Raw genomic sequence first — 18,307 nt, 5'->3', positions numbered from 1 at the left:
GGGGGCTTGTCGTTTCACTCGCGATGCGCTCAAGCGGGTCGTGCTGGCGACTCGTTCAGGCACCGCAAGATCCATTGCGGGTCTGGCCTGAGGCCAGACCGTCAAGACACGATCATTCGGTCTTCATGCTGCCATCAGCGGTGTTGGACGAACCGGATTCCGGGCTGACGCCCATGTGGTCTTCGCCCTTGTCCATGACCTTGCCGTGCTTGGCGGACTCGGACTGGGCCGTGCCACCTTCCACCATCATGGAATCCTTCTTGGTGTTGGCAGAACCACTCTCGGTGTTGCGTTCGGCGTCGTCATGCACCTTGCCATCTTCATGACCCGCAGCAGTACCGCCCTCTACCTTGGTGGAGTGGGCGCCAGTGTTGGCGGAACCGGTGTTGCTGGATTCGTGGTGCTCGGCAAAGGCAGCAGTGGTCGGCAGTGCCAGGGCAGTCGCGAAAAGTGCAGCAGTCAGCTTCTTCATGATCCATCCTCCAGTAGCGGTCTGTTGCAAGAGACGAGCAGATGATTCGCTCGGCCGTTGCCGGTAAGCCTTCAAGAACCCCGAGACTGGATGTCTCGGGTTCCAGGCTCCACAAGACGCTCCTACCTATCTCAACGACGTCTTGTGGTACTGCGTCAAATCTTTGCGGCGCATGTCTCGAACACTCTCTAGCGCGTCGGCTGCTTGTCGAGGCATTCTTCAAAAAACGTCACCAGAGTTGTACCCGAACCTGCTGGTGTCATTCTTGACGAAAGCGCCAATCTGCCGAGGCGTGTTGCGTCACATGCGCCCTGATGCCTAAAGATATGGAACTACAGGGCCAGACTTTCAAGCAGAGAAGGGAAAGAAAAATATCTTTCTTCCAGATTTCCTATACAAGAGTGAGATATCGGCTCGCGTTTAATTAGCGCCCATATGGGCTGCTGGCCGCTCATCAGGCGGCTTGCCGCGCGTCGGTTGCCTGACGCCATGCGTCAAGTGGCGCAAGATGGCTTGCAGTATTTTACTCAACGAAACATTTTGTAACCCTATGACTCCACGACATCGCCCATCTCTGCGGTCATCGGCAGTGGTCGCCACACCTCCCTCTGCAAGCACCGCCATCACCTGAATGACAGGAGACTCACATGCCAGACGTGCTGATCGGGGGACTCGCAGGACAGGGACCCAAGGGCCACATCACGCTAGCCGGGGCACTGGCCAATCGTCACGGCCTGGTCGCCGGTGCGACAGGTACCGGCAAGACCGTCACGCTGCAGGTGCTGGCTGAAGAGTTTTCGCGCATGGGAGTGCCGGTGTTCACCGCCGACGTCAAGGGTGACCTCTCCGGTATCGCCGCGGCGGGTGCCCCGCATCCGCGCGTCGATGAACGTCTCGCCAGCCTCGGCATCAATGACTGGCAGCCTCAGGCCGCGCCCGTCAGGCTGTGGGATCTGTTCGGCAAGAGCGGGCATGCAGTGCGCGCCAGCGTGGCTTCCATGGGGCCTGAGCTGATGTCGACCCTGCTGGAATTGAACGACACCCAGAGTGGCCTGATGCACCTGGCCTTCGATCATGCCGAGCGTGAAGGGCTGGAGCTGATCGACCTCAAGGACCTGATCAGCCTGCTCAAGCATATCGAGCGTGAACGCGAAGGCTTCGAGGAGCGCTATGGCAGTGTCAGCCCCCAGAGTCTCGGCGCCATGCTGCGCCGGGTGCATGTGCTGGCCACCCAGGGCGGCGAGCGCTTCTTCGCCGAACCGGCGCTCGACATCAATGACATGCTGGCGACCACGGGCGAGGGAGACCAGACACGCGGCTTCATCAATCTGCTCGATGGGCGTGAGTTGATGCAGAGTCCACGCCTCTATACCACTTTCCTGCTGTGGTTCTTGTCGACGCTCTTTCGCACCCTCCCCGAACGCGGCGATGCCGACCGCCCGGTGCTGGTGTTCTTCTTCGACGAGGCCCACCTGCTGTTCGACGCCGCTCCCAAGGCATTGCTTGAGCGCCTCGAGCAGACGGTGCGCCTGATTCGCTCCAAGGGGGTCGGCGTCTACTTCGTGACCCAATCCCCCGCCGACATCCCCGATGACGTGCTCGGCCAGCTGGGCAACCGGATCCAGCATGCCCTGCGCGCCTTCACTCCGCGCGACCAGAAGGCCGTCAAGACCGCTGCCGAGACCTTCCGCCCCAACCCGGCCCTCGATACGGCTCAGGTGATCACGGAGCTGGGCGTGGGCGAGGCACTGGTCTCGGTGCTCGACAGCAAGGGCACGCCCACCCAGGTGGAGCGCACCTTGATCGCGCCGCCGCGTGGGCGGATCGGCCCGTTGAGTGACAGCGAGCGCACAGCGCTGCTGGCAAGCTCATCACTGGCCGGTCGCTATGATGAGGTGATAGATCGTGAATCGGCTCACGAGCGTCTCGAGGCGCTACTGACGAGCTCGGCGACGGCCCAGGTTCGGCCGCAGGAGACACCAGCGGCTACGCCTGACACCACGCCGCCTGCCACAGAACGGGATGGAAGCGCTCAAGCCGCTGCCAGCCGCGACTCCGAGCAAACAAGTCCGGTGGCAGAAAGCGCCCCACGCTCCGGTGGCAGGCAGCGTCAGGGTGTCATGGAGACCCTGCTCAAGTCCGTGATGCGCGCCCTGGGATCGCAACTGGGACGGACGCTGATTCGCAGTCTGCTGCGCTCCTTCACTCGCCGCTGAGGCTCGCTCCCTCCAGTCTGATACCACGCCAACAGCCTGACGCCACGCCAACAGCCTGACGCCTCGTCAACAGCCTGAAGCGCTCCTTGGCAAGGAAAGGCTATCCCGGCAAGCAAGCACTCGAGACTGAGAGACTCATCCTTCACGAAAAGCAGGACATCACCCATGGTCATTTGACCATGGGTGATGTCCTGCTTTCGCTATCCGAGGCTGCTGACATCATATCGTCGCGCAAACTTCATTCGCTCTCGGCAAGGAGACGCCATACTGATATTTGCTGCTTACCGGCAGCACACCATGACACACACGCGCTTGCCACTACTCTCGGGGAGACTTGACGATGTGCATGAGCAATGAAGCAATGGAATTGTGGCTGAACGACAACTGGTTCTCGATCGAACTGGCGTTGGAAGCCATCGATATGGAAGCGACAGCGGAACCTCAGCTGGCCGAAGCCGCCTGAGCCAACAACGATACGCATGACAACAGCGGGATCCTGCCAGCCCCACCAGTGACACCAGGTGTGAAACGACACAGGACACGGATGACAGGACAAGCGGCACACAGACTCTGCCACGCATGACGACGCATCATGGTGGGCAGAGAAAGAACTTGTCGGGGAGGCCGTCGATCAGCCATCGACCGGCCTCCCCGTTTCTTTTGTACCACCACCAGAGTCATGGCCTAGCGCGTCTCCAATCCAGTCGCACCTCGAAAGGCCCCGTCAGTCTTACGTATATGAACAGTTGATTTTCTGCCCCAGTAAAACGCCCGTTCATCGCTTCCAGCCACCATACTCGTGTTTTGGTCATTCCCTCTCCCCGCAACATGCAAGATAAGGATGTCACATGCTGCCTACCCCGCCCGCGCGACCACCCTCCTCGGGACGTTCGAGTCCAGTTGATACTTCAGAGCTCTCGCCACAAGCCGCCGCCGCGACTGTCTTCCTCAATGAGAATCTCGGACCCGCCCAGCTGCAAGCGCTGTTTGCCCTGACACTCGCGCCTGCGGGAACCTTCAGCGAACGGCTCAGAGAGTACCTGGTGACCGCTTGCCGCCTGCTGGGGATGACCACCGGCATCCTCGGCCACGCTGAGGCCAATCGCTATGAAATCATGGCGGCGGTCAATCCGCCGCCAGGCAAGGTCGAGGGCGCGATCGCACCGTTGAACGAGACCTTCTGCAATGAAGTCGTTGAGCAGGCAGGCTGCATCGCCTACGCCAATATCGCGACCACGCCAGCACTCGAGGCTCATCCGGCCCTCAAGTCGATGCCCTTCCAGAGCTATATCGCCGCCCCGGTGTGGACCGAAGGCCGTCTGACCGGCACCGTCTGCTTCGGCGACAATTCACCGCGCGCGGCAGATTTCAGCGCCAGCGATCGTGCACTGGTCGAGACACTGGCCAGCCTGCTGGGAGGCTTGATCGATCGCGAGAATGCGCGCAAGCGGCTGACCAGTGAACTGAGCAACCTGCGCCTCGCCTACCAGGAGATGGAGCTGCTGTTCTCGCGCTGCCAGCTCCCGATGGCGATCATGGACTTCCATGGCCATTGGACACGTCTCAATCCGGCGCTGGCCCAACTGCTGGGGACGGAGAGGAGTGAACTGCAGCGTGGCGCGCTGGAGGATGTCTCCCACCCGGCTGACATGCAGGCCTGTCAGGAGGCGCTTCTGGCCATGCAGGCCGGCGAGATCACCCACTTCGAGCAGCCGCATCGCTATCTGGGCAGACAGGGGCAGATCATCGAAGTCATGCTGCATCTGGATGTGATCGACAGCCACTCCGGCGTCATTCTCAGCCAGCACCAGGACCTCAGCGAGCGACGCTCCCACGAGGAGAGCCTGGCCCGCATGCGGCACAAGCTGGCCAGCATGGCGCCCCCGGGCCCGGCCGTGCCGTCGGTGCTGGACAAGCTGTTGCCCACGGAGATCTTCGATCAACAGCTGGATGGCGAGATCGCGCGCAGTGCACGCCACGGGCAGCCACTGTCGATCCTGCTGCTCAACGTGGATGCCCTTACCGACTTCAATCGCCAGTACGGCCGCGCCGCAGGAGACCGCGCTCTGCAGCAGGTCTCCACCATCCTGCGCAACGCGACACGCAAGAGCGACCTGCTCAGCCAGCGTGATGATGGCTCGCTGATTGCGGTGCTGGGCCAGACCGATTCCAGCGGCGCCATCATCCTCGCCGAGCGCGTCCGTCATGCCACGGCAGAACTGCATGGACTCGATGGGCCGGTCACCTGCAGCATCGGGCTGACCTGCTATCACCCGGCGCCCGATACGCTCACGCTGGCCAACCGGCTCGAGCTTTGCGAGCGCGCCCAGCACGCACTCAAGAAGGCCAAACGCCAGGGACGCAATCGCGTGCGCTTCCTGGAGCTTGAGCCGGTCATCCCGACGGACACCTTCGCAAGCCCCCAGGCCCCGAGCGGCTTCCCCTCGCCCGATCTGCCCTGAGTGCGGTCTTTCGTGTGTGCGACCTGCCACGGATGCCCTTCAGACACATCCCCATCAACGACAACGGCCACCCCGAAGGGTGGCCGTTGTCGTTTGACTCACTCAGCACTCACTCAGTACTCACAAAGGAGACATACAGGAGTCACACAGGCTTGCGCGGTGTTTCAGCGCAGAGGCCTGCTCAGAGACCGGGTCAGATATCTGAAGCCGATTCTCAGTCCAGCTTGCTCAGGTCGCGCACGGCGCCCTTGTCAGCGGAAGTCGCCAGCAAGGCATAGGCCTTGAGCGCGGCGGAGACACGACGGTTGCGCTGGATGCTTGGCTTCCAGGCATCCTTGCCGCGGGCATCCATCGCTTCACGGCGCTCATGCAGCTCGCTGTCGCTCAGCTTGACGTTGATGGTGCGATTCGGGATGTCGATCAGGATGGTGTCGCCATGCTCGACCAGGCCGATGGCACCGCCCGCCGCAGCTTCCGGAGACGCGTGACCGATGGACAGGCCCGAGGTACCGCCGGAGAAACGACCGTCGGTGAGCAGCGCACACGCCTTGCCCAGCCCCTTGGACTTGAGATAGGACGTCGGGTAGAGCATTTCCTGCATGCCCGGACCGCCCTTCGGCCCTTCGTAGCGGATGATCACGACGTCGCCTTCCTTGACCTTGTCGGCCAGGATGTCTTCCACCGCCTGATCCTGGGACTCACAGACGTAGGCACGGCCTTCGAAGACGAGGATGGAGTCATCGACGCCAGCGGTCTTCACCACGCAACCATCCAGTGCGATGTTGCCGTACAGCACGGCCAGGCCGCCCTGGGTGGAGAAGCAATGGTCGTAATCGCGGATACAGCCCTGGGCGCGATCACCATCCAGGCTCGGCCAGCGCGCGCTCTGCGAGAAGGCGGTCTGGGTCGGGATACCGCCCGGGCCGGCGCGATAGAACTCGACGACTTCATCAGTGGGCGAACGCATGATATCCCACTCTTCCAGCGCCGCAGACAGCGAGTCGCCGTAGACGGTCGGCACGGAGGTATCCAGCACGCCGGCACGATCCAGCTCGCCCAGGATCCCCATGATGCCGCCGGCACGATGGACATCCTCGATGTGATATTTCTGGGTGTTCGGCGCCACCTTGCACATCTGCGGCACGCTGTGGGACAGCTTGTCGATGTCGGACATGGTGAAGTCGACACCTGCTTCCTGAGCGGCGGCCAGCAGGTGCAGGATGGTGTTGGTCGAGCCACCCATGGCGATATCCAGCGTCATCGCGTTGGCGAAGGCGGCGCGGGAGCCGATGGCACGCGGCAACAGGTGCTCTTCGTTGCCTTCGTAGTAACGGCGCGCCAGCTCGACGATGCGATGCCCGGCGTTCTCGAACAGACGACGTCGATCGGAGTGCGTGGCCAGTACGGTGCCGTTGCCCGGCAATGCCAGACCCAGTGCTTCCATCAGGCAGTTCATGGAGTTGGCCGTGAACATGCCCGAGCAGCTGCCACAGGTCGGGCAGGCGCTGCGCTCGATCTCGGCGACCGTCTCGTCGTCGACGCTGTCATCGGCGGCGATGACCATGGCATCGACCAGATCGAGGCCGTGATCCAGCAGCTTGGTCTTGCCGGCTTCCATCGGGCCGCCGGAGACGAAGATGACCGGGATGTTGAGGCGCATGGCGGCCATCAACATCCCCGGGGTGATCTTGTCACAGTTGGAGATGCACACCAGCGCATCCGCACAGTGGGCATTCACCATGTATTCGACGCTATCGGCGATCAGGTCACGCGACGGCAACGAATACAGCATGCCGTCGTGGCCCATGGCGATGCCATCATCGACCGCGATGGTGTTGAATTCCTTGGCGACGCCGCCGGCCTTCTCGATCTCGCGCGCGACCAGCTGCCCCATGTCCTTGAGGTGGACGTGGCCCGGCACGAACTGGGTGAAGGAGTTGGCAACGGCGATGATCGGCTTCTGGAAGTCGCCATCTTTCATGCCGGTGGCGCGCCACAGGGCGCGAGCGCCGGCCATGTTACGACCTGCGGTGGTCGTACGGGAGCGATACTCTGGCATGGTAAACCTCATTCAATGCTTGGCCGCTCTCCTGTGCGAAGAGGGACTGATTCATGGAATTGCGCCTGGCAAGATCAGGAAACTGACGCCACCCTTCTGCGCAATCCGCTGCAGAATCACTCCGCACGGGAGCGGCTTCTGTTTTGGTCAGGCGGCGTCCCGCTCGGGGTACGCACGCCTGGTGTCCAGAGGAGACGCGTGCCTCATGGGTCAACGCTGTCTGCCTAGGGTCAATTCTGTCATGTACCGGCCCCGCTTGCCTACCAGATAGCGCCGCCCACGCCACCAGCAGCCCCGAAAGATGCCGACAAGCGCCGAAAGCGTTGAATGAAGCGGCCTCTAGCGTGGGCCTGCGGCGGGAGGCGCTGATTACACTGAAGGACGACACATCAGGCAATGCCAGACACCCCACAAGGAACAGGAGTCACCCATGGCCGGAAAATTCGTCATCACTCGGGGCAAGGACAGCAAGTTCTACTTTGCGCTGAAGGCAGGCAACGGCGAGAAGATCCTGCAGAGTCAGGGCTATGCCGACAAGCGCGGCTGCCTGAACGGCGTGGAATCCGTGCGCAAGAATGCCGTCGAGGAAAAACGCTTCACTCGGGAAGTCGCCAAGGACGGACGTTTCTATTTCACCTTGCTGGCCGCCAACAGCCAGCAGATCGGTCGCAGTCAGATGTACAAGTCGGAATCCGGGCGCGACAACGGCATCGCCAGCGTCGGTCGCAATGCCGCCGAGGCGGCCGTCCTCGAGCAACTCGACACCGCCTGAGCACGAGCTAGCCAGCCCAGTCCCTTTCTCGATCACTCTCCCAATCACTCTTCCAATCGCCCTTCCAATCGCTCTCCCAGACTCTCCCGGAATCGACAGACCCAAGCCAAGGAAGAAGAAAGCACAGCAAGAAGAAAGCACAGCAACGACAGAGGCCCCGCCAATTGGCGGGGCCTCTGTCGTCTTGCGGCTGATTTCGGCGCTGGTTGAGCTCAACATCTGGCGCTCAGCATCTGGCGCTCAGGGCCAGGCAATCAGCGCTTGTCACTCACGCCTCGCCGCTGATCACACACCACTCAATGACGCTGGGCGCTGTCACTGTCGAAGACCACACGCGAGACATCCGCGTAGCGCGCCGCGAAGTGCACGATCATGCCTTCCTTCAGGTATTCCGGCAGCTCATCGTAATCGCGCTGGTTGGCCTGCGGCAGAATCAGCTCGTAGATATCACTGCGCCGCGCCGCGATCACCTTCTCGCGGATACCGCCCACCGGCAGCACCTGACCGGTCAAGGTCAGCTCACCGGTCATCGCCAGCCCCTTGCGCGGCGCCTGATGCTTGGCCAACGACATCAGCGCCGTGGTCATGGTCACGCCGGCGCTGGGGCCGTCCTTGGGCGTCGCGCCTTCAGGCACGTGCAGGTGAATGAAGGACTCGTTGAAGAAATCCGCCTCGGCATCGTAGGCCTCGAGATTGGCCAAGGTGTAGGAGTAGGCGATGTTGGCCGATTCCTGCATCACGTCGCCCAGCTTGCCGGTCAGCTTCAAACCACGCGTCAGGCCATGCACCCGGGTGGCTTCGATGGGCAGGGTCGCACCGCCCATGTTGGTCCAGGCAAGCCCGGTCACCACGCCCTCGCCGGCCAGGACCTTCTCGCGACGGAATATCGGCGCACCGAGGAATTCCTCGAGGTTCTTGACCGAGACCTTCACGGTCGGCAGCTCCTCTTCCAGCAACTTCACCGCCGCCTTGCGCACGATACGGTGCAGCTGTTTCTCCAGCTGGCGCACGCCGGCCTCACGCGCATAGCCCTCGATGACCTGACGCAGCGCGGCATCACTCAGATTGATGCGCTTCTTGGGGATGTTGTCGCGGGTCAGCAGCTTCGGCCACAGGTGGTGCTTGGCGATCGCCATCTTCTCCTCGGCGATGTAGCCGGAGAGGCGAATCTGCTCCATGCGGTCCAGCAGCGGGCCGGGGATGCTGTCCAGCGTATTAGCGGTACACACGAACAGCACCTTGGAGAGATCGAGGCGCACATCGAGGTAATGATCGAGGAAGTCGACGTTCTGCTCCGGGTCCAGCACCTCGAGCAGCGCCGAGGCCGGGTCGCCCTGGAAGGACTGCCCCAGCTTGTCGATCTCATCGAGCATGATCACCGGATTCTCGACCTTGACCTCCTTGAGCGCCTGCACCAGCTTGCCGGGCATGGCACCCACGTAGGTGCGGCGATGACCCTTGATCTCGGACTCATCGCGCATGCCGCCGATCGAGAAGCGATAGAACTCGCGTCCCAGCGCCTGGGCGATGGAGCGCCCGATGGAGGTCTTGCCCACGCCGGGCGGGCCGACCAGCAGCAGGATCGAGCCGCCGACATCGCCCTTGAAGGTGCCCTCGGCCAGAAACTCGACGATGCGTGACTTCACATCATCCAGCCCATCGTGATCGCGATTGAGCACGGTGCGCGCATGCGCCAGATTGAGCTGATCGGTGGAGGTGATGCCCCACGGCAGCGAGGTCAGCCAGTCAAGATAGTTGCGCGTGGTGCCGTATTCCGGCGAGCCGGTCTCCAGCACCGACAGCTTGTCGAGCTCATCATCGATGCGCGACTGGACCCGCTCCGGCACCTTGAGCTCGTCGAGACGCGCGCGGAAGGTATCGACGTCGTTCTCGCGATCATCCTTGGAGATGCCCAGTTCACGCTGGATGACCTTGAGCTGTTCGCGCAGGAAGAATTCACGCTGATGCTTCTCCATCTGCGCATTGACCTGCTGGGAGATCTCGGTCTGCAGCTGTGCGACCTCGATTTCCTTGCGCAGCAGGGGCAGCACCTTCTGCATGCGCTCCATCACCGGCAGCGACTCCAGCACCTCCTGAAGCTCAGCGCCCTTGGCCGAGGTGATGGCGGCGGCGAAGTCAGTCAGCGGACCCGGTTCATGCGGGCTGAAACGGTTGAGGTACTGCTTGAGCTCCTCGCCGTACAGCGGGTTGATCGGCAGCAGTTCCTTGATGCCGTTGATCATCGCCATCGCGTAGGCGCGCGCCTCATCGCTCTCGGCATCGACCGGCTCGCGCGGATAGGTGACCTCGACCAGATAGGGAGGCTTGCGCGACAGCCAGCGCGTGATACGGAAGCGGCGCAGCCCCTGGGCGATGAACTGCACCTGGTCATCGCCATCTTCGGGCTTGTGGACGCGCACGGCGGAGCCGATCTCGGGGAAGTGCTCGACCCCCAGCTCATCGACCTCGACATCGCCGACGAAGGCCAGACCGACAGCATGATGCGGCGTATTGCCGACCAGCTGCATGGTCTCGGCCCAACGCTGCTTGTTGATCACCAGCGGCTGGACCTGGGCCGGGAAGAACGGGCGATTGTGAATCGGCAGCAGGTAGATGCGCTCCGGCAGCTGGTCGCCACTCGGCACCAGCCCACCCGAGGCGGAAGAAGAAGGCTCTTGTGACTGGCTGTCATCCTCGAAGCCGGCAAGAATATCGTCGTTATCGGAAATCTCTTCGTGACGTGGCATGCAACCCTCATGAAACCAGGCCTCGGTTGAGGCGATCATCTCCCCCAATGCGGCCAGTGAGCCACTTTATCAAGGCAGGCTTGCCGCACCGGGGGCGCAACACTGCGTGTTCAGGGTGGCACCTGATGCGCCCCCTGGAAACGACAATGCCCGCCATGAGGCGGGCATTGTCGTTTCCAGCATACTGCGCGGCGCTCAGTAGATCGGGGTGCCGTTGATCTTCACGCTGTCACCGTCGATCTCGACCACGAGGTTGCGGTCGGCGGCCTGCGGAGAGACACCCGCCATCATGGCCATCATCGGCGGTACGTTGCGGAACTCGAAGCGCCCGCTCAGACGATTCAGGAAGGCCTGCTGACCCGGCACGGTCTGCAACTCCTGGATGGTCAGGTCGGTGATGTCGGCACCATCGAGAATCATCTGGCCATCGCCCTGCATGTCGACGCCGAAGGCATCGCTCTTGGCATTCAGCGATTCCAGCGTCATGCGCGGAGAGGTGCTCAGCATGGTGAACAGCGGCGCTTCGACCTTCTCGAGGATGGCGACCTGCTGCTCTTCACTCAGCTCCTCGAACGGCTTGCCCGCTTCTTCCAGCAAGCCCTGCAGCTGGGTAATGAAGTCATAGACGGCTGCGCCCTGCAGACGATCGATCGAGATGGACACGTCGCCGCTGGCCATCTGCTGATCACCTGCGCTGACATCCTGCACCGACAGCTTCATCAGATAGCGCAGCTCGGTCGGGTCCAGACGCGTTTCGCCGCTGTAACGGATATCGCTGGCGACCACCGGCGGCTGACCGGTGCCGTTGTCGATGGTCAGGGTGTCCAGCACGATCTTGTCGTCCTGGCGGAAGTCATTGTCCGCCCCACGATAGATGCCGTTGAGGCTCAGGGTGCCGACGCTGACCTTCTCGGCGCCATTGGTGATATCGAACGGCGTGATCTCGCCATCCACGGTGATTTCCGGGGTATCACCACCATCGTGGGAGGCCAGCAGCTCGCCGCCCTGGAAGTCGATGCGCGTGCCGCTCTCCGGATCCTGCCAGTCAAAGGCCGGCAAGGTCAGGGTGGTGTCGCTGGCACCGCTGAAGTTGTCGACGCTGCCATCGAAGGCGATCGCCTTGCCATCGCCGAGCACTTCGGCGAAGACGTCGCGTGACGGCGTACCGTACAGCACCTTGACGTTGCCCTGCATGGTGGTCGACAGCAGGCCGTGGCCGGCTTCATAGGGCAATACGATGCGCATGGGACCTTCGCCGTCCCCGGTGGCGAGTTCCATCTCTACCCGGCCCGTGGAGCCGAACCAGCCGCTGTCGACATCCTCACGGGTCGCCTTGATGTCGGAGCTCCTGTCGAGCTCTGCCACCATGCGGGCCATCTCATCTTCAAAGCGCTGGCTTGAGTAAGCCACGCCGCCGACATAGCCGGCTGCCCCGATGACGACCACTGCCGTCGCGGTTACCAGTCCCTTGCCCATCGCATTAACCCTTGTCCGTTATTGGAGCATCACACCGTCTGCGCGGTGCCTCTTGTCGCATCTGCTTCCATCAGTGAAACACGTGCGTGAGCCTCGCCGCCAAGGCAGCGAAGCGTCAGTGCAACCACAGCCACAGATGCATCGTCGACCAGGCATAGATACCGGCGAAGACGTCATCCAGCATGATGCCGAAGCCACCGGCAACCCGGCGGTCGGCCCAGCGAATCGGCCATGGCTTGAGAATATCGAAGACCCGGAAGACCACGAAGCCCCATAGCGCTGCCTGCCAAGAGAATGGCACGGCGGCCATCGTGATCCAATAGCCGACGAATTCGTCCCAGACGATCCCGGAGTGATCATGCACACCGAGATCGCGCGAGGTGCGATCACAGATCCAGATCCCGACCAGCGACGCGACCAGCACGATGGCCAGATACGGCCACAGCGTGAGGTTGGTCATCAGCCAGTAGAACGGGATGGCCGCGAGAGTACCGAAGGTGCCCGGTGCAAAGGGCGCGGTACCACTGCCCAGCCCGAAGGCCAGGAAGTGCACGGGGCGCCGCCAGACACTGGCGGGAGCGCGATTCATGGTGCCACCCCGTTCGCGTTGCGTGGCGACGCATCGCCGCAGGAGCCGTCTGGCCCAGAGGCCTGCGTGGCAGAGACCTGTGTGTCAGAGCCCTGTGAGACAGAAGCCTGCGAGGCAGAGAAATGCTGCCAGCTCTGGCCTGTCGCTGCCTGTTCAACGCCCTTGTCCATCAGCATCACGCGCGGCGCATCGCTGCCCGCCGCCTGCATGCGACCGATGACATTCAAGGACAGGTTGAGTGAGCGCAGGGCAAGCCTGGCCGTCTCGAGGTTCTCTGCGGGCAGCGTGAGCAACAGCTCGTAATCGTCGCCGCCATTGAGGACCGCCTCGCGGGCGCCCTGCTCGCCCAGCGCCGTGACCAGCTCCGGCGCCAGCGGCAGTTCGCCAAGCTCCAGCGCCGCCGACAGCTGACTGGCACGACAGATGTGTGCCAGGTCGCCCATCACGCCATCGGAGACATCCAAGCCCGCACTGGCCAGCTCACGCAGCGCCAGCCCCGCATCGACCCGCGGTTCTGGTCGCAGGTAGGCCGCCAGGCAAGGATTCAGCACATCGCGTACGCCATCCTGCCAGGCCTTGAGGCCAGCATGCGCCAACCCCGGCAGGCCGGTGACCGCGATGAGGTCCCCCTCACGGGCGCCGTCACGCCGCAGAATCGGGCGGGTCACGCTGTCGGCCTGCTGGGCAGGCTCGAGCACGCACGGCAGCTCGCCATGCACGGTGATCGTGATGGAGAGCGGGCCGCGCGTGACGTCGCCGCCTACCAGCGCGATACCGTAGCGATCCGCCAGCGCGTGGAAACCGGCTGCAAAACCATGCAGCCAGTCTTCATCCACATCCGGCAACGTCAGGGCCAGCAACGCCCAGCGCGGGGTCGCGCCCATCGCCGCCAGATCAGACAGATTGACGGCCAGGGCGCGATGGCCAATGGACGCCGCAGGCGCATCCGGCGGGAAGTGCACCCCCGCCACCGAGGTATCGACACTGACCGCCATCTGCATGCCATCACTGGCGGCAAGAAGTGCACAGTCGTCACCCGGCCCCAGCAACACGCCCGGTGCCCCGGACAGATCGCGCTGGAAGTAGCGGGCAATCAGCTCGAATTCACCTGGCATGTCAGCGCAGGCGGGCCTGGGTCACCTCGGCACTGCGCAGCTTGACTGCCAGCTTGTCGAGGATCCCGTTGACGTACTTGTGCCCGTCGGTGGCACCGAAGGTCTTGGCCAGTTCGACCCCTTCGTTGATCGCCACGCGATACGGCACTTCCATGCGCTTGGACAGCTCGTAAGCGCCCAGACGCAGGATGGCCAGCTCGATCTCGTCGAGATCCTGCAGGCGACGGTCGAGCAGCGGGCTGATGCTGGCATCCAGTTCTTTCTGGAAGCGCGGCACGTTGTGCAGCAGTTCGTGGAACAGGGCCTGGTCGGCGATGCGCATCACCTCGACCCAGTTTTCGTGCAGCTCGACGTCATCGTCGACCTTTTGACCACGGAACTCGGCTTCGATGGTGGTCATGTTCTTGCCGGTCATCTGCCACTGGTAGATGCCCTGCACGGCCAGCTCGCGAGCGGCGCGACGCGCCTGCTGCTGCTTGGACGGCTCGCGCTCGGTACGTTCCTTGCGTTCGCTCACGCGTCACCTCCCATGGCCTTGAGCAGGGAGACCATTTCCATCGCCGCCATGGCCGCTTCGGTACCCTTGTTGCCAGCCTTGGTGCCGGCACGCTCGATGGCCTGCTCGATGGAATTCACCGTCAGCACGCCATTGGCGACCGGGGTGTCGAATTCGAGCTGCAGACGCGACAGCGCGGAATTGCACTCACCAGCGACGTATTCGAAGTGCGGCGTACCACCGCGGATCACCGCACCCAGCGTGATGACGGCGTGCGGCTTGACCTTGGCCAGCACGGCCTTGACGGCCAGCGGAATTTCCCAGGCACCCGGCACGTGGATCAGGTCGATGTTTTCCTCATCGACGCCGTGGCGTACGAGAGAATCGACCGCGCCTTCCACCAGGCTGTCGACGACATGGTGGTTGAAACGCCCGACGACGATGACGTAACGGCCATCGACATTGGTGAAAGTGCCTTCGAGTTGAGCAATCGGTTGCATGGTCAGTCCACAATGCTAGCGCCCCGGAGAACCGGGGCGGGGATATCAATCATACCGGGGAAGGCCGCCAGAAGTGCGCGACCTCCCCCGCCATTTGGGGTGCCGAAGCGCTTACGCGCCTGCGGCGTCTGCGCCTGTCTCGCCTGCCGTGTCATCACTGCCGACCAGTTCGACCACTTCGAGGCCAAACCCGGACAGGGCAGAGAATTTCCACGGCGAGCTGAGCAGACGCATCCGGCCGACACCGAGATCCCGAAGGATCTGGGCACCGGTACCGGTGGTCAGATAATTGCCTGCACCATCGGATTCGTTGGTGCGCGGCGTACGACGTCGTCCGAGGAAGACATCGAGACGATCCTTGTAATCCATCGCGTCGCTGCCGGTGTCCAGCAGTACCAGCACGCCGGCATCGGCGGCGGCGACTTCGGCGAGCGCATCATTGAGCGCCCAGCTGCTGCTGCCCGGCTGACGCAGGGTCAGCAGGTCACGCATCGGGTCCTGCACGTGCACGCGCACGGTGGTCAGAGACTCGGCGTCCGGCGTGCCCTTGACCAGCGCCAGGTGGTGACGGCCCTGGATGCGATCGCTGAAGCAGTGCAGCGTCAGCTCGCCGAAGGCGGTCTCGACCTGCTCGCTGTCCAGTACTTCAACGGTCTGCTCATTGTGGATGCGATATTCGATCAGGTCCGCAATGGTGCCGACCTTGAGGTCATGCTCGGCGGCGAAGCGCTCGAGCTCTTCACGACGCGCCATGCTGCCGTCGTCGTTCATGACCTCACAGATCACGCCGGTTGCGCCAAAGCCCGCCATGGACGCCAGGTCACAGGCCGCCTCGGTATGGCCAGCGCGACGCAGCACGCCACCCGGTTCCGCCATCAGCGGGAAGATGTGCCCCGGCTGGACGATGTCCTGCGGGCGCGCATTGCGCGCGGCGGCAGCCTGCACGGTACGGGCGCGGTCAGCCGCCGAGATGCCGGTGGTGACGCCTTCGGTGGCCTCGATGGAGAGCGTGAACTTGGTGCCGAAGCCGGAACCGTTGGCCTGAACCATCAGTGGCAGCTGGAGCTGTTCGCAATGCTCACGCGACATCGGCATGCAGATCAAGCCACGCGCGTGGCGTGCCATGAAGTTGATGTGCTCGGCTGTCACGGCTTCCGCGGCGATGATGATGTCGCCTTCATTCTCACGATCCTCGTCATCCATGAGGATGACCATCTTGCCTTGCCGGATATCCTCGACGAGTGCTGCGATGCCTGATAGCGCCATGCTTGCTCCACTTTACGGGCTGCGCCGGCCCATGCTGGACCCACGCGTATTATCAAAAAGTCGGGCGTCAGGGTACCCCGCCACCCCGTTTTGCGCCAGCACCCAGCAACGCCGCTGTCGCCAGACGGCGGCAAGTGCTTGCGTGACAAGAAGAAATCAGTCGCCGCTCTCCTGCGGGTCTGGCGATGCCAACGGCACTGCGGTGATGCGCCAATCACGCCCCACCGCCCGGATATCGCGAATCTCGACCCGGCGCTGCTGCGCCATGTGATCCAGCCCCGGCAGCGCCAGCAGCGGGCGAGCCTCGCCGCCCAGCAGCGTCGGGGCCATGAAGAGCTGCATCTCATCGACCAGCCCCGCCTGGATCATGGCCCCGGCCAGTACCGCACCGGTTTCCAGCAGCACTTCGTTGGCCTGCTCGTGCTCGGCCAGATAGCGCAGCAGGGCCTCGAGGTCCACGCGGCCATCCGCGCCAGCCGGCAGCGCCAGCACCTCGGCACCGGCCGCCTCCAACAAGGTACGTCGCTCAGCCAGCGCCGCTGTCTCATCCGCGACACATACCAGCAGCGTACGACCGGATTGCGCCAGAATGCGCGCCGCCAGCGGCAGACGCAGATGGCTGTCCACCACCACGCGCAACGGCTGACGTGCCACCAGCGCCTCGAGCCCCAGCGGATGGTCTTCGAGCCCGAGCTGGTCGGCGCGCACATTGAGGCGCGAATCATCGAAGATGACCGACTCGATGCCGCTCATCACCACGCTGGAGCGCGCACGCAGACGCTGCACGGCGCTGCGCGCTTCGGGGCCGGTGATCCACTGGGATTCGCCGGAAGCCATCGCCGTGCGCCCGTCCAGACTCATGGCCTGCTTGAGGCGCACGAAGGGCCGACCGCGCTCCATGCGTGACAGGAAGCCGGGATTGAGCGCTCGCGCCTCCTGCTCCATCACCCCGACCGTCACCGCGATGCCTGCGCCCTGCAGCAGCGCGATGCCGCGCCCAGCGACCTGCGGATTCGGATCACGCATCGCGATCACCACCCGCGAGACGCCCGCCGCGATCAGCGCCAGCGAGCAAGGGCCGGTACGCCCGGTGTGGGAGCAGGGCTCCAGCGTTACATAGGCCACGCAGCCCAGCGCGCGCTCACCCGCCTCTGCCAGCGCATTGACCTCGGCATGCCCTTCCCCGGCACGCACGTGAAAGCCGCTCGCGATCACCTCATCGGTCTCGGCCTCTACCAGCACACAGCCGACACGCGGATTGGGCTGCGTCGTGTAGCTGCCCAGTCGCGCCAGGCGCAGGGCGTGGGCCATGTGGCGCGCATCACGCGCCGAGGGAGCACTGCGTTCGTGAGAGTGGCTGTCACGGGGAGCATGAGAAGCATGAGGAGAAAGAGACATGCGATACCTTGGCGTGAAACGAGAGAAGGTCAGGCGTAGCCCAGGCGGCGGCCAATACCCCGAGGTTTGAGCCACGCAGCGTGACGCGACAGCGCCAGCAGGCGCAGGCCTCGAGGTCATCAGTAAAGATGCCGGTGTCGAGACATCAGGGCCGCGCGTCTTCCTCGCCCGGCAGGAAGCTGGGCTCCTGGGCGAGACGGTCGATCTCGGCGCGGAACTCATCAAGATCCTGGAAGCGACGATAGACCGAAGCGAAGCGGATATAGGCGACCTGATCCAGCCGCTTGAGCTGCTGCATGACCTCATCGCCGATGCGCCGCGCCTCGATCTCACGCTCGCCGGTGGCACGCAGACGCTGACGAATGCGCTCCACCGCGGCCTCGATCAGCTCGGAGGATACCGGGCGCTTTTCCAGCGCGCGCAGCATGCCGGCACGCAGCTTGTGCTCATCGAAGCTCTCACGCGAGCCGTCACCCTTGACCACGCGCGGCATGACCAGCTCCGCCGTTTCGTAGGTCGTGAAACGCTCACCGCAGGCCGCGCACTGGCGACGCCGCCGCACCTGGTCACCCTCGACCACCAGTCGGGAATCCGTGACCTTGGTTTCATGAGTTCCACAGAAGGGACAGTGCATGTTGGAGAGCCTGCTTGGGTGCGAGGTGGCTGCGGCCCCGCGCGAAGCACAGCGAGGAAGTGGCGCAGCGCAGCCGAATGACAGCGAATGGCGGGGATTGTAAAC

Annotated in this window: 14 protein-coding genes; 3 read left to right on the top strand and 11 right to left on the bottom strand. The window is 63.5% G+C overall.

Going from position 1 to position 18,307, the window contains the following annotated elements; genetic code table 11:
- Positions 1-112 precede the first annotated feature (112 nt).
- Positions 113-472, bottom strand: a complete 360-nt coding sequence (locus QD280_RS11330) for a hypothetical protein (protein ID WP_054555534.1) — start codon at positions 470-472, stop codon at positions 113-115.
- A 647-nt stretch (positions 473-1,119) separates the two neighbouring features.
- Here QD280_RS11330 and QD280_RS11325 point away from each other — a divergent pair.
- Positions 1,120-2,688 carry a helicase HerA-like domain-containing protein gene (locus tag QD280_RS11325; RefSeq protein ID WP_279839297.1) on the top strand — a complete coding sequence of 523 codons (1,569 nt, stop codon included), beginning with the start codon at positions 1,120-1,122 and terminating at the stop codon, positions 2,686-2,688.
- An 848-nt stretch (positions 2,689-3,536) separates the two neighbouring features.
- Positions 3,537-5,150 carry a sensor domain-containing diguanylate cyclase gene (locus tag QD280_RS11320; protein ID WP_279839295.1) on the top strand — a complete coding sequence of 538 codons (1,614 nt, stop codon included), beginning with the start codon at positions 3,537-3,539 and terminating at the stop codon, positions 5,148-5,150.
- A gap of 214 nt (positions 5,151-5,364) precedes the next feature.
- Here the strand turns inward: QD280_RS11320 and ilvD are convergent, their stop codons facing one another.
- Positions 5,365-7,209, bottom strand: coding sequence for a dihydroxy-acid dehydratase (ilvD, locus tag QD280_RS11315; RefSeq protein WP_107336223.1), 1,845 nt, complete (start codon positions 7,207-7,209; stop codon positions 5,365-5,367).
- A 430-nt stretch (positions 7,210-7,639) separates the two neighbouring features.
- Between ilvD and QD280_RS11310 the strand changes: the two genes are divergently transcribed.
- Positions 7,640-7,981 carry a YegP family protein gene (locus QD280_RS11310; protein ID WP_043331370.1) on the top strand — a complete coding sequence of 114 codons (342 nt, stop codon included), beginning with the start codon at positions 7,640-7,642 and terminating at the stop codon, positions 7,979-7,981.
- Positions 7,982-8,277: 296 nt separating this feature from the next.
- On the opposite strand, the gene lon is transcribed toward QD280_RS11310, so the two are convergent.
- The 9 genes from lon to nrdR all read right to left on the bottom strand — a co-directional run bounded on the left by lon (position 8,278) and on the right by nrdR (position 18,202).
- Positions 8,278-10,728, bottom strand: coding sequence for an endopeptidase La (lon, locus tag QD280_RS11305; protein WP_279839294.1), 2,451 nt, complete (start codon positions 10,726-10,728; stop codon positions 8,278-8,280).
- A gap of 195 nt (positions 10,729-10,923) precedes the next feature.
- Positions 10,924-12,204, bottom strand: a complete 1,281-nt coding sequence (locus QD280_RS11300; protein ID WP_043331371.1) for a DUF945 family protein — start codon at positions 12,202-12,204, stop codon at positions 10,924-10,926.
- Positions 12,205-12,319: 115 nt separating this feature from the next.
- A complete protein-coding gene (locus tag QD280_RS11295; RefSeq protein ID WP_043331372.1) occupies positions 12,320-12,793 on the bottom strand; it encodes a phosphatidylglycerophosphatase A in 474 nt (157 codons plus the stop codon).
- Positions 12,790-13,908 (bottom strand): thiamine-phosphate kinase, encoded by a 1,119-nt coding sequence (thiL, locus tag QD280_RS11290; RefSeq protein WP_279839292.1) that lies wholly within the window; start codon positions 13,906-13,908, stop codon positions 12,790-12,792. Before thiL ends, QD280_RS11295 begins: the two co-directional genes overlap by 4 nt.
- 1 nt (position 13,909) lies before the next feature.
- On the bottom strand, positions 13,910-14,425 hold the full coding sequence (gene nusB, locus QD280_RS11285) for a transcription antitermination factor NusB (RefSeq protein ID WP_054555539.1): 516 nt from the start codon (positions 14,423-14,425) through the stop codon (positions 13,910-13,912).
- Positions 14,422-14,904, bottom strand: coding sequence for a 6,7-dimethyl-8-ribityllumazine synthase (ribE, locus tag QD280_RS11280; RefSeq protein ID WP_043331374.1), 483 nt, complete (start codon positions 14,902-14,904; stop codon positions 14,422-14,424). The genes nusB and ribE overlap by 4 nt, the downstream gene beginning before the upstream one ends.
- A 111-nt stretch (positions 14,905-15,015) precedes the next feature.
- Positions 15,016-16,170 carry a bifunctional 3,4-dihydroxy-2-butanone-4-phosphate synthase/GTP cyclohydrolase II gene (gene ribBA, locus QD280_RS11275; protein ID WP_054555540.1) on the bottom strand — a complete coding sequence of 385 codons (1,155 nt, stop codon included), beginning with the start codon at positions 16,168-16,170 and terminating at the stop codon, positions 15,016-15,018.
- A gap of 156 nt (positions 16,171-16,326) precedes the next feature.
- Entirely contained in the window at positions 16,327-17,481 is a 1,155-nt protein-coding gene (gene ribD / locus QD280_RS11270; RefSeq protein ID WP_279839291.1) for a bifunctional diaminohydroxyphosphoribosylaminopyrimidine deaminase/5-amino-6-(5-phosphoribosylamino)uracil reductase RibD, read from the bottom strand.
- 232 nt (positions 17,482-17,713) lie between these two features.
- Positions 17,714-18,202, bottom strand: a complete 489-nt coding sequence (gene nrdR, locus QD280_RS11265; RefSeq protein ID WP_043331377.1) for a transcriptional regulator NrdR — start codon at positions 18,200-18,202, stop codon at positions 17,714-17,716.
- Between the last annotated feature and the right edge of the window lie 105 nt (positions 18,203-18,307).

Origin of the sequence: Cobetia sp. 1AS1, from assembly GCF_029846435.1 — a bacterium.
GTDB lineage: Bacteria > Pseudomonadota > Gammaproteobacteria > Pseudomonadales > Halomonadaceae > Cobetia > Cobetia amphilecti.
Note: the sequence above shows the minus strand (reverse complement) of the source record. Positions and strands in the feature narration are given on the sequence as shown.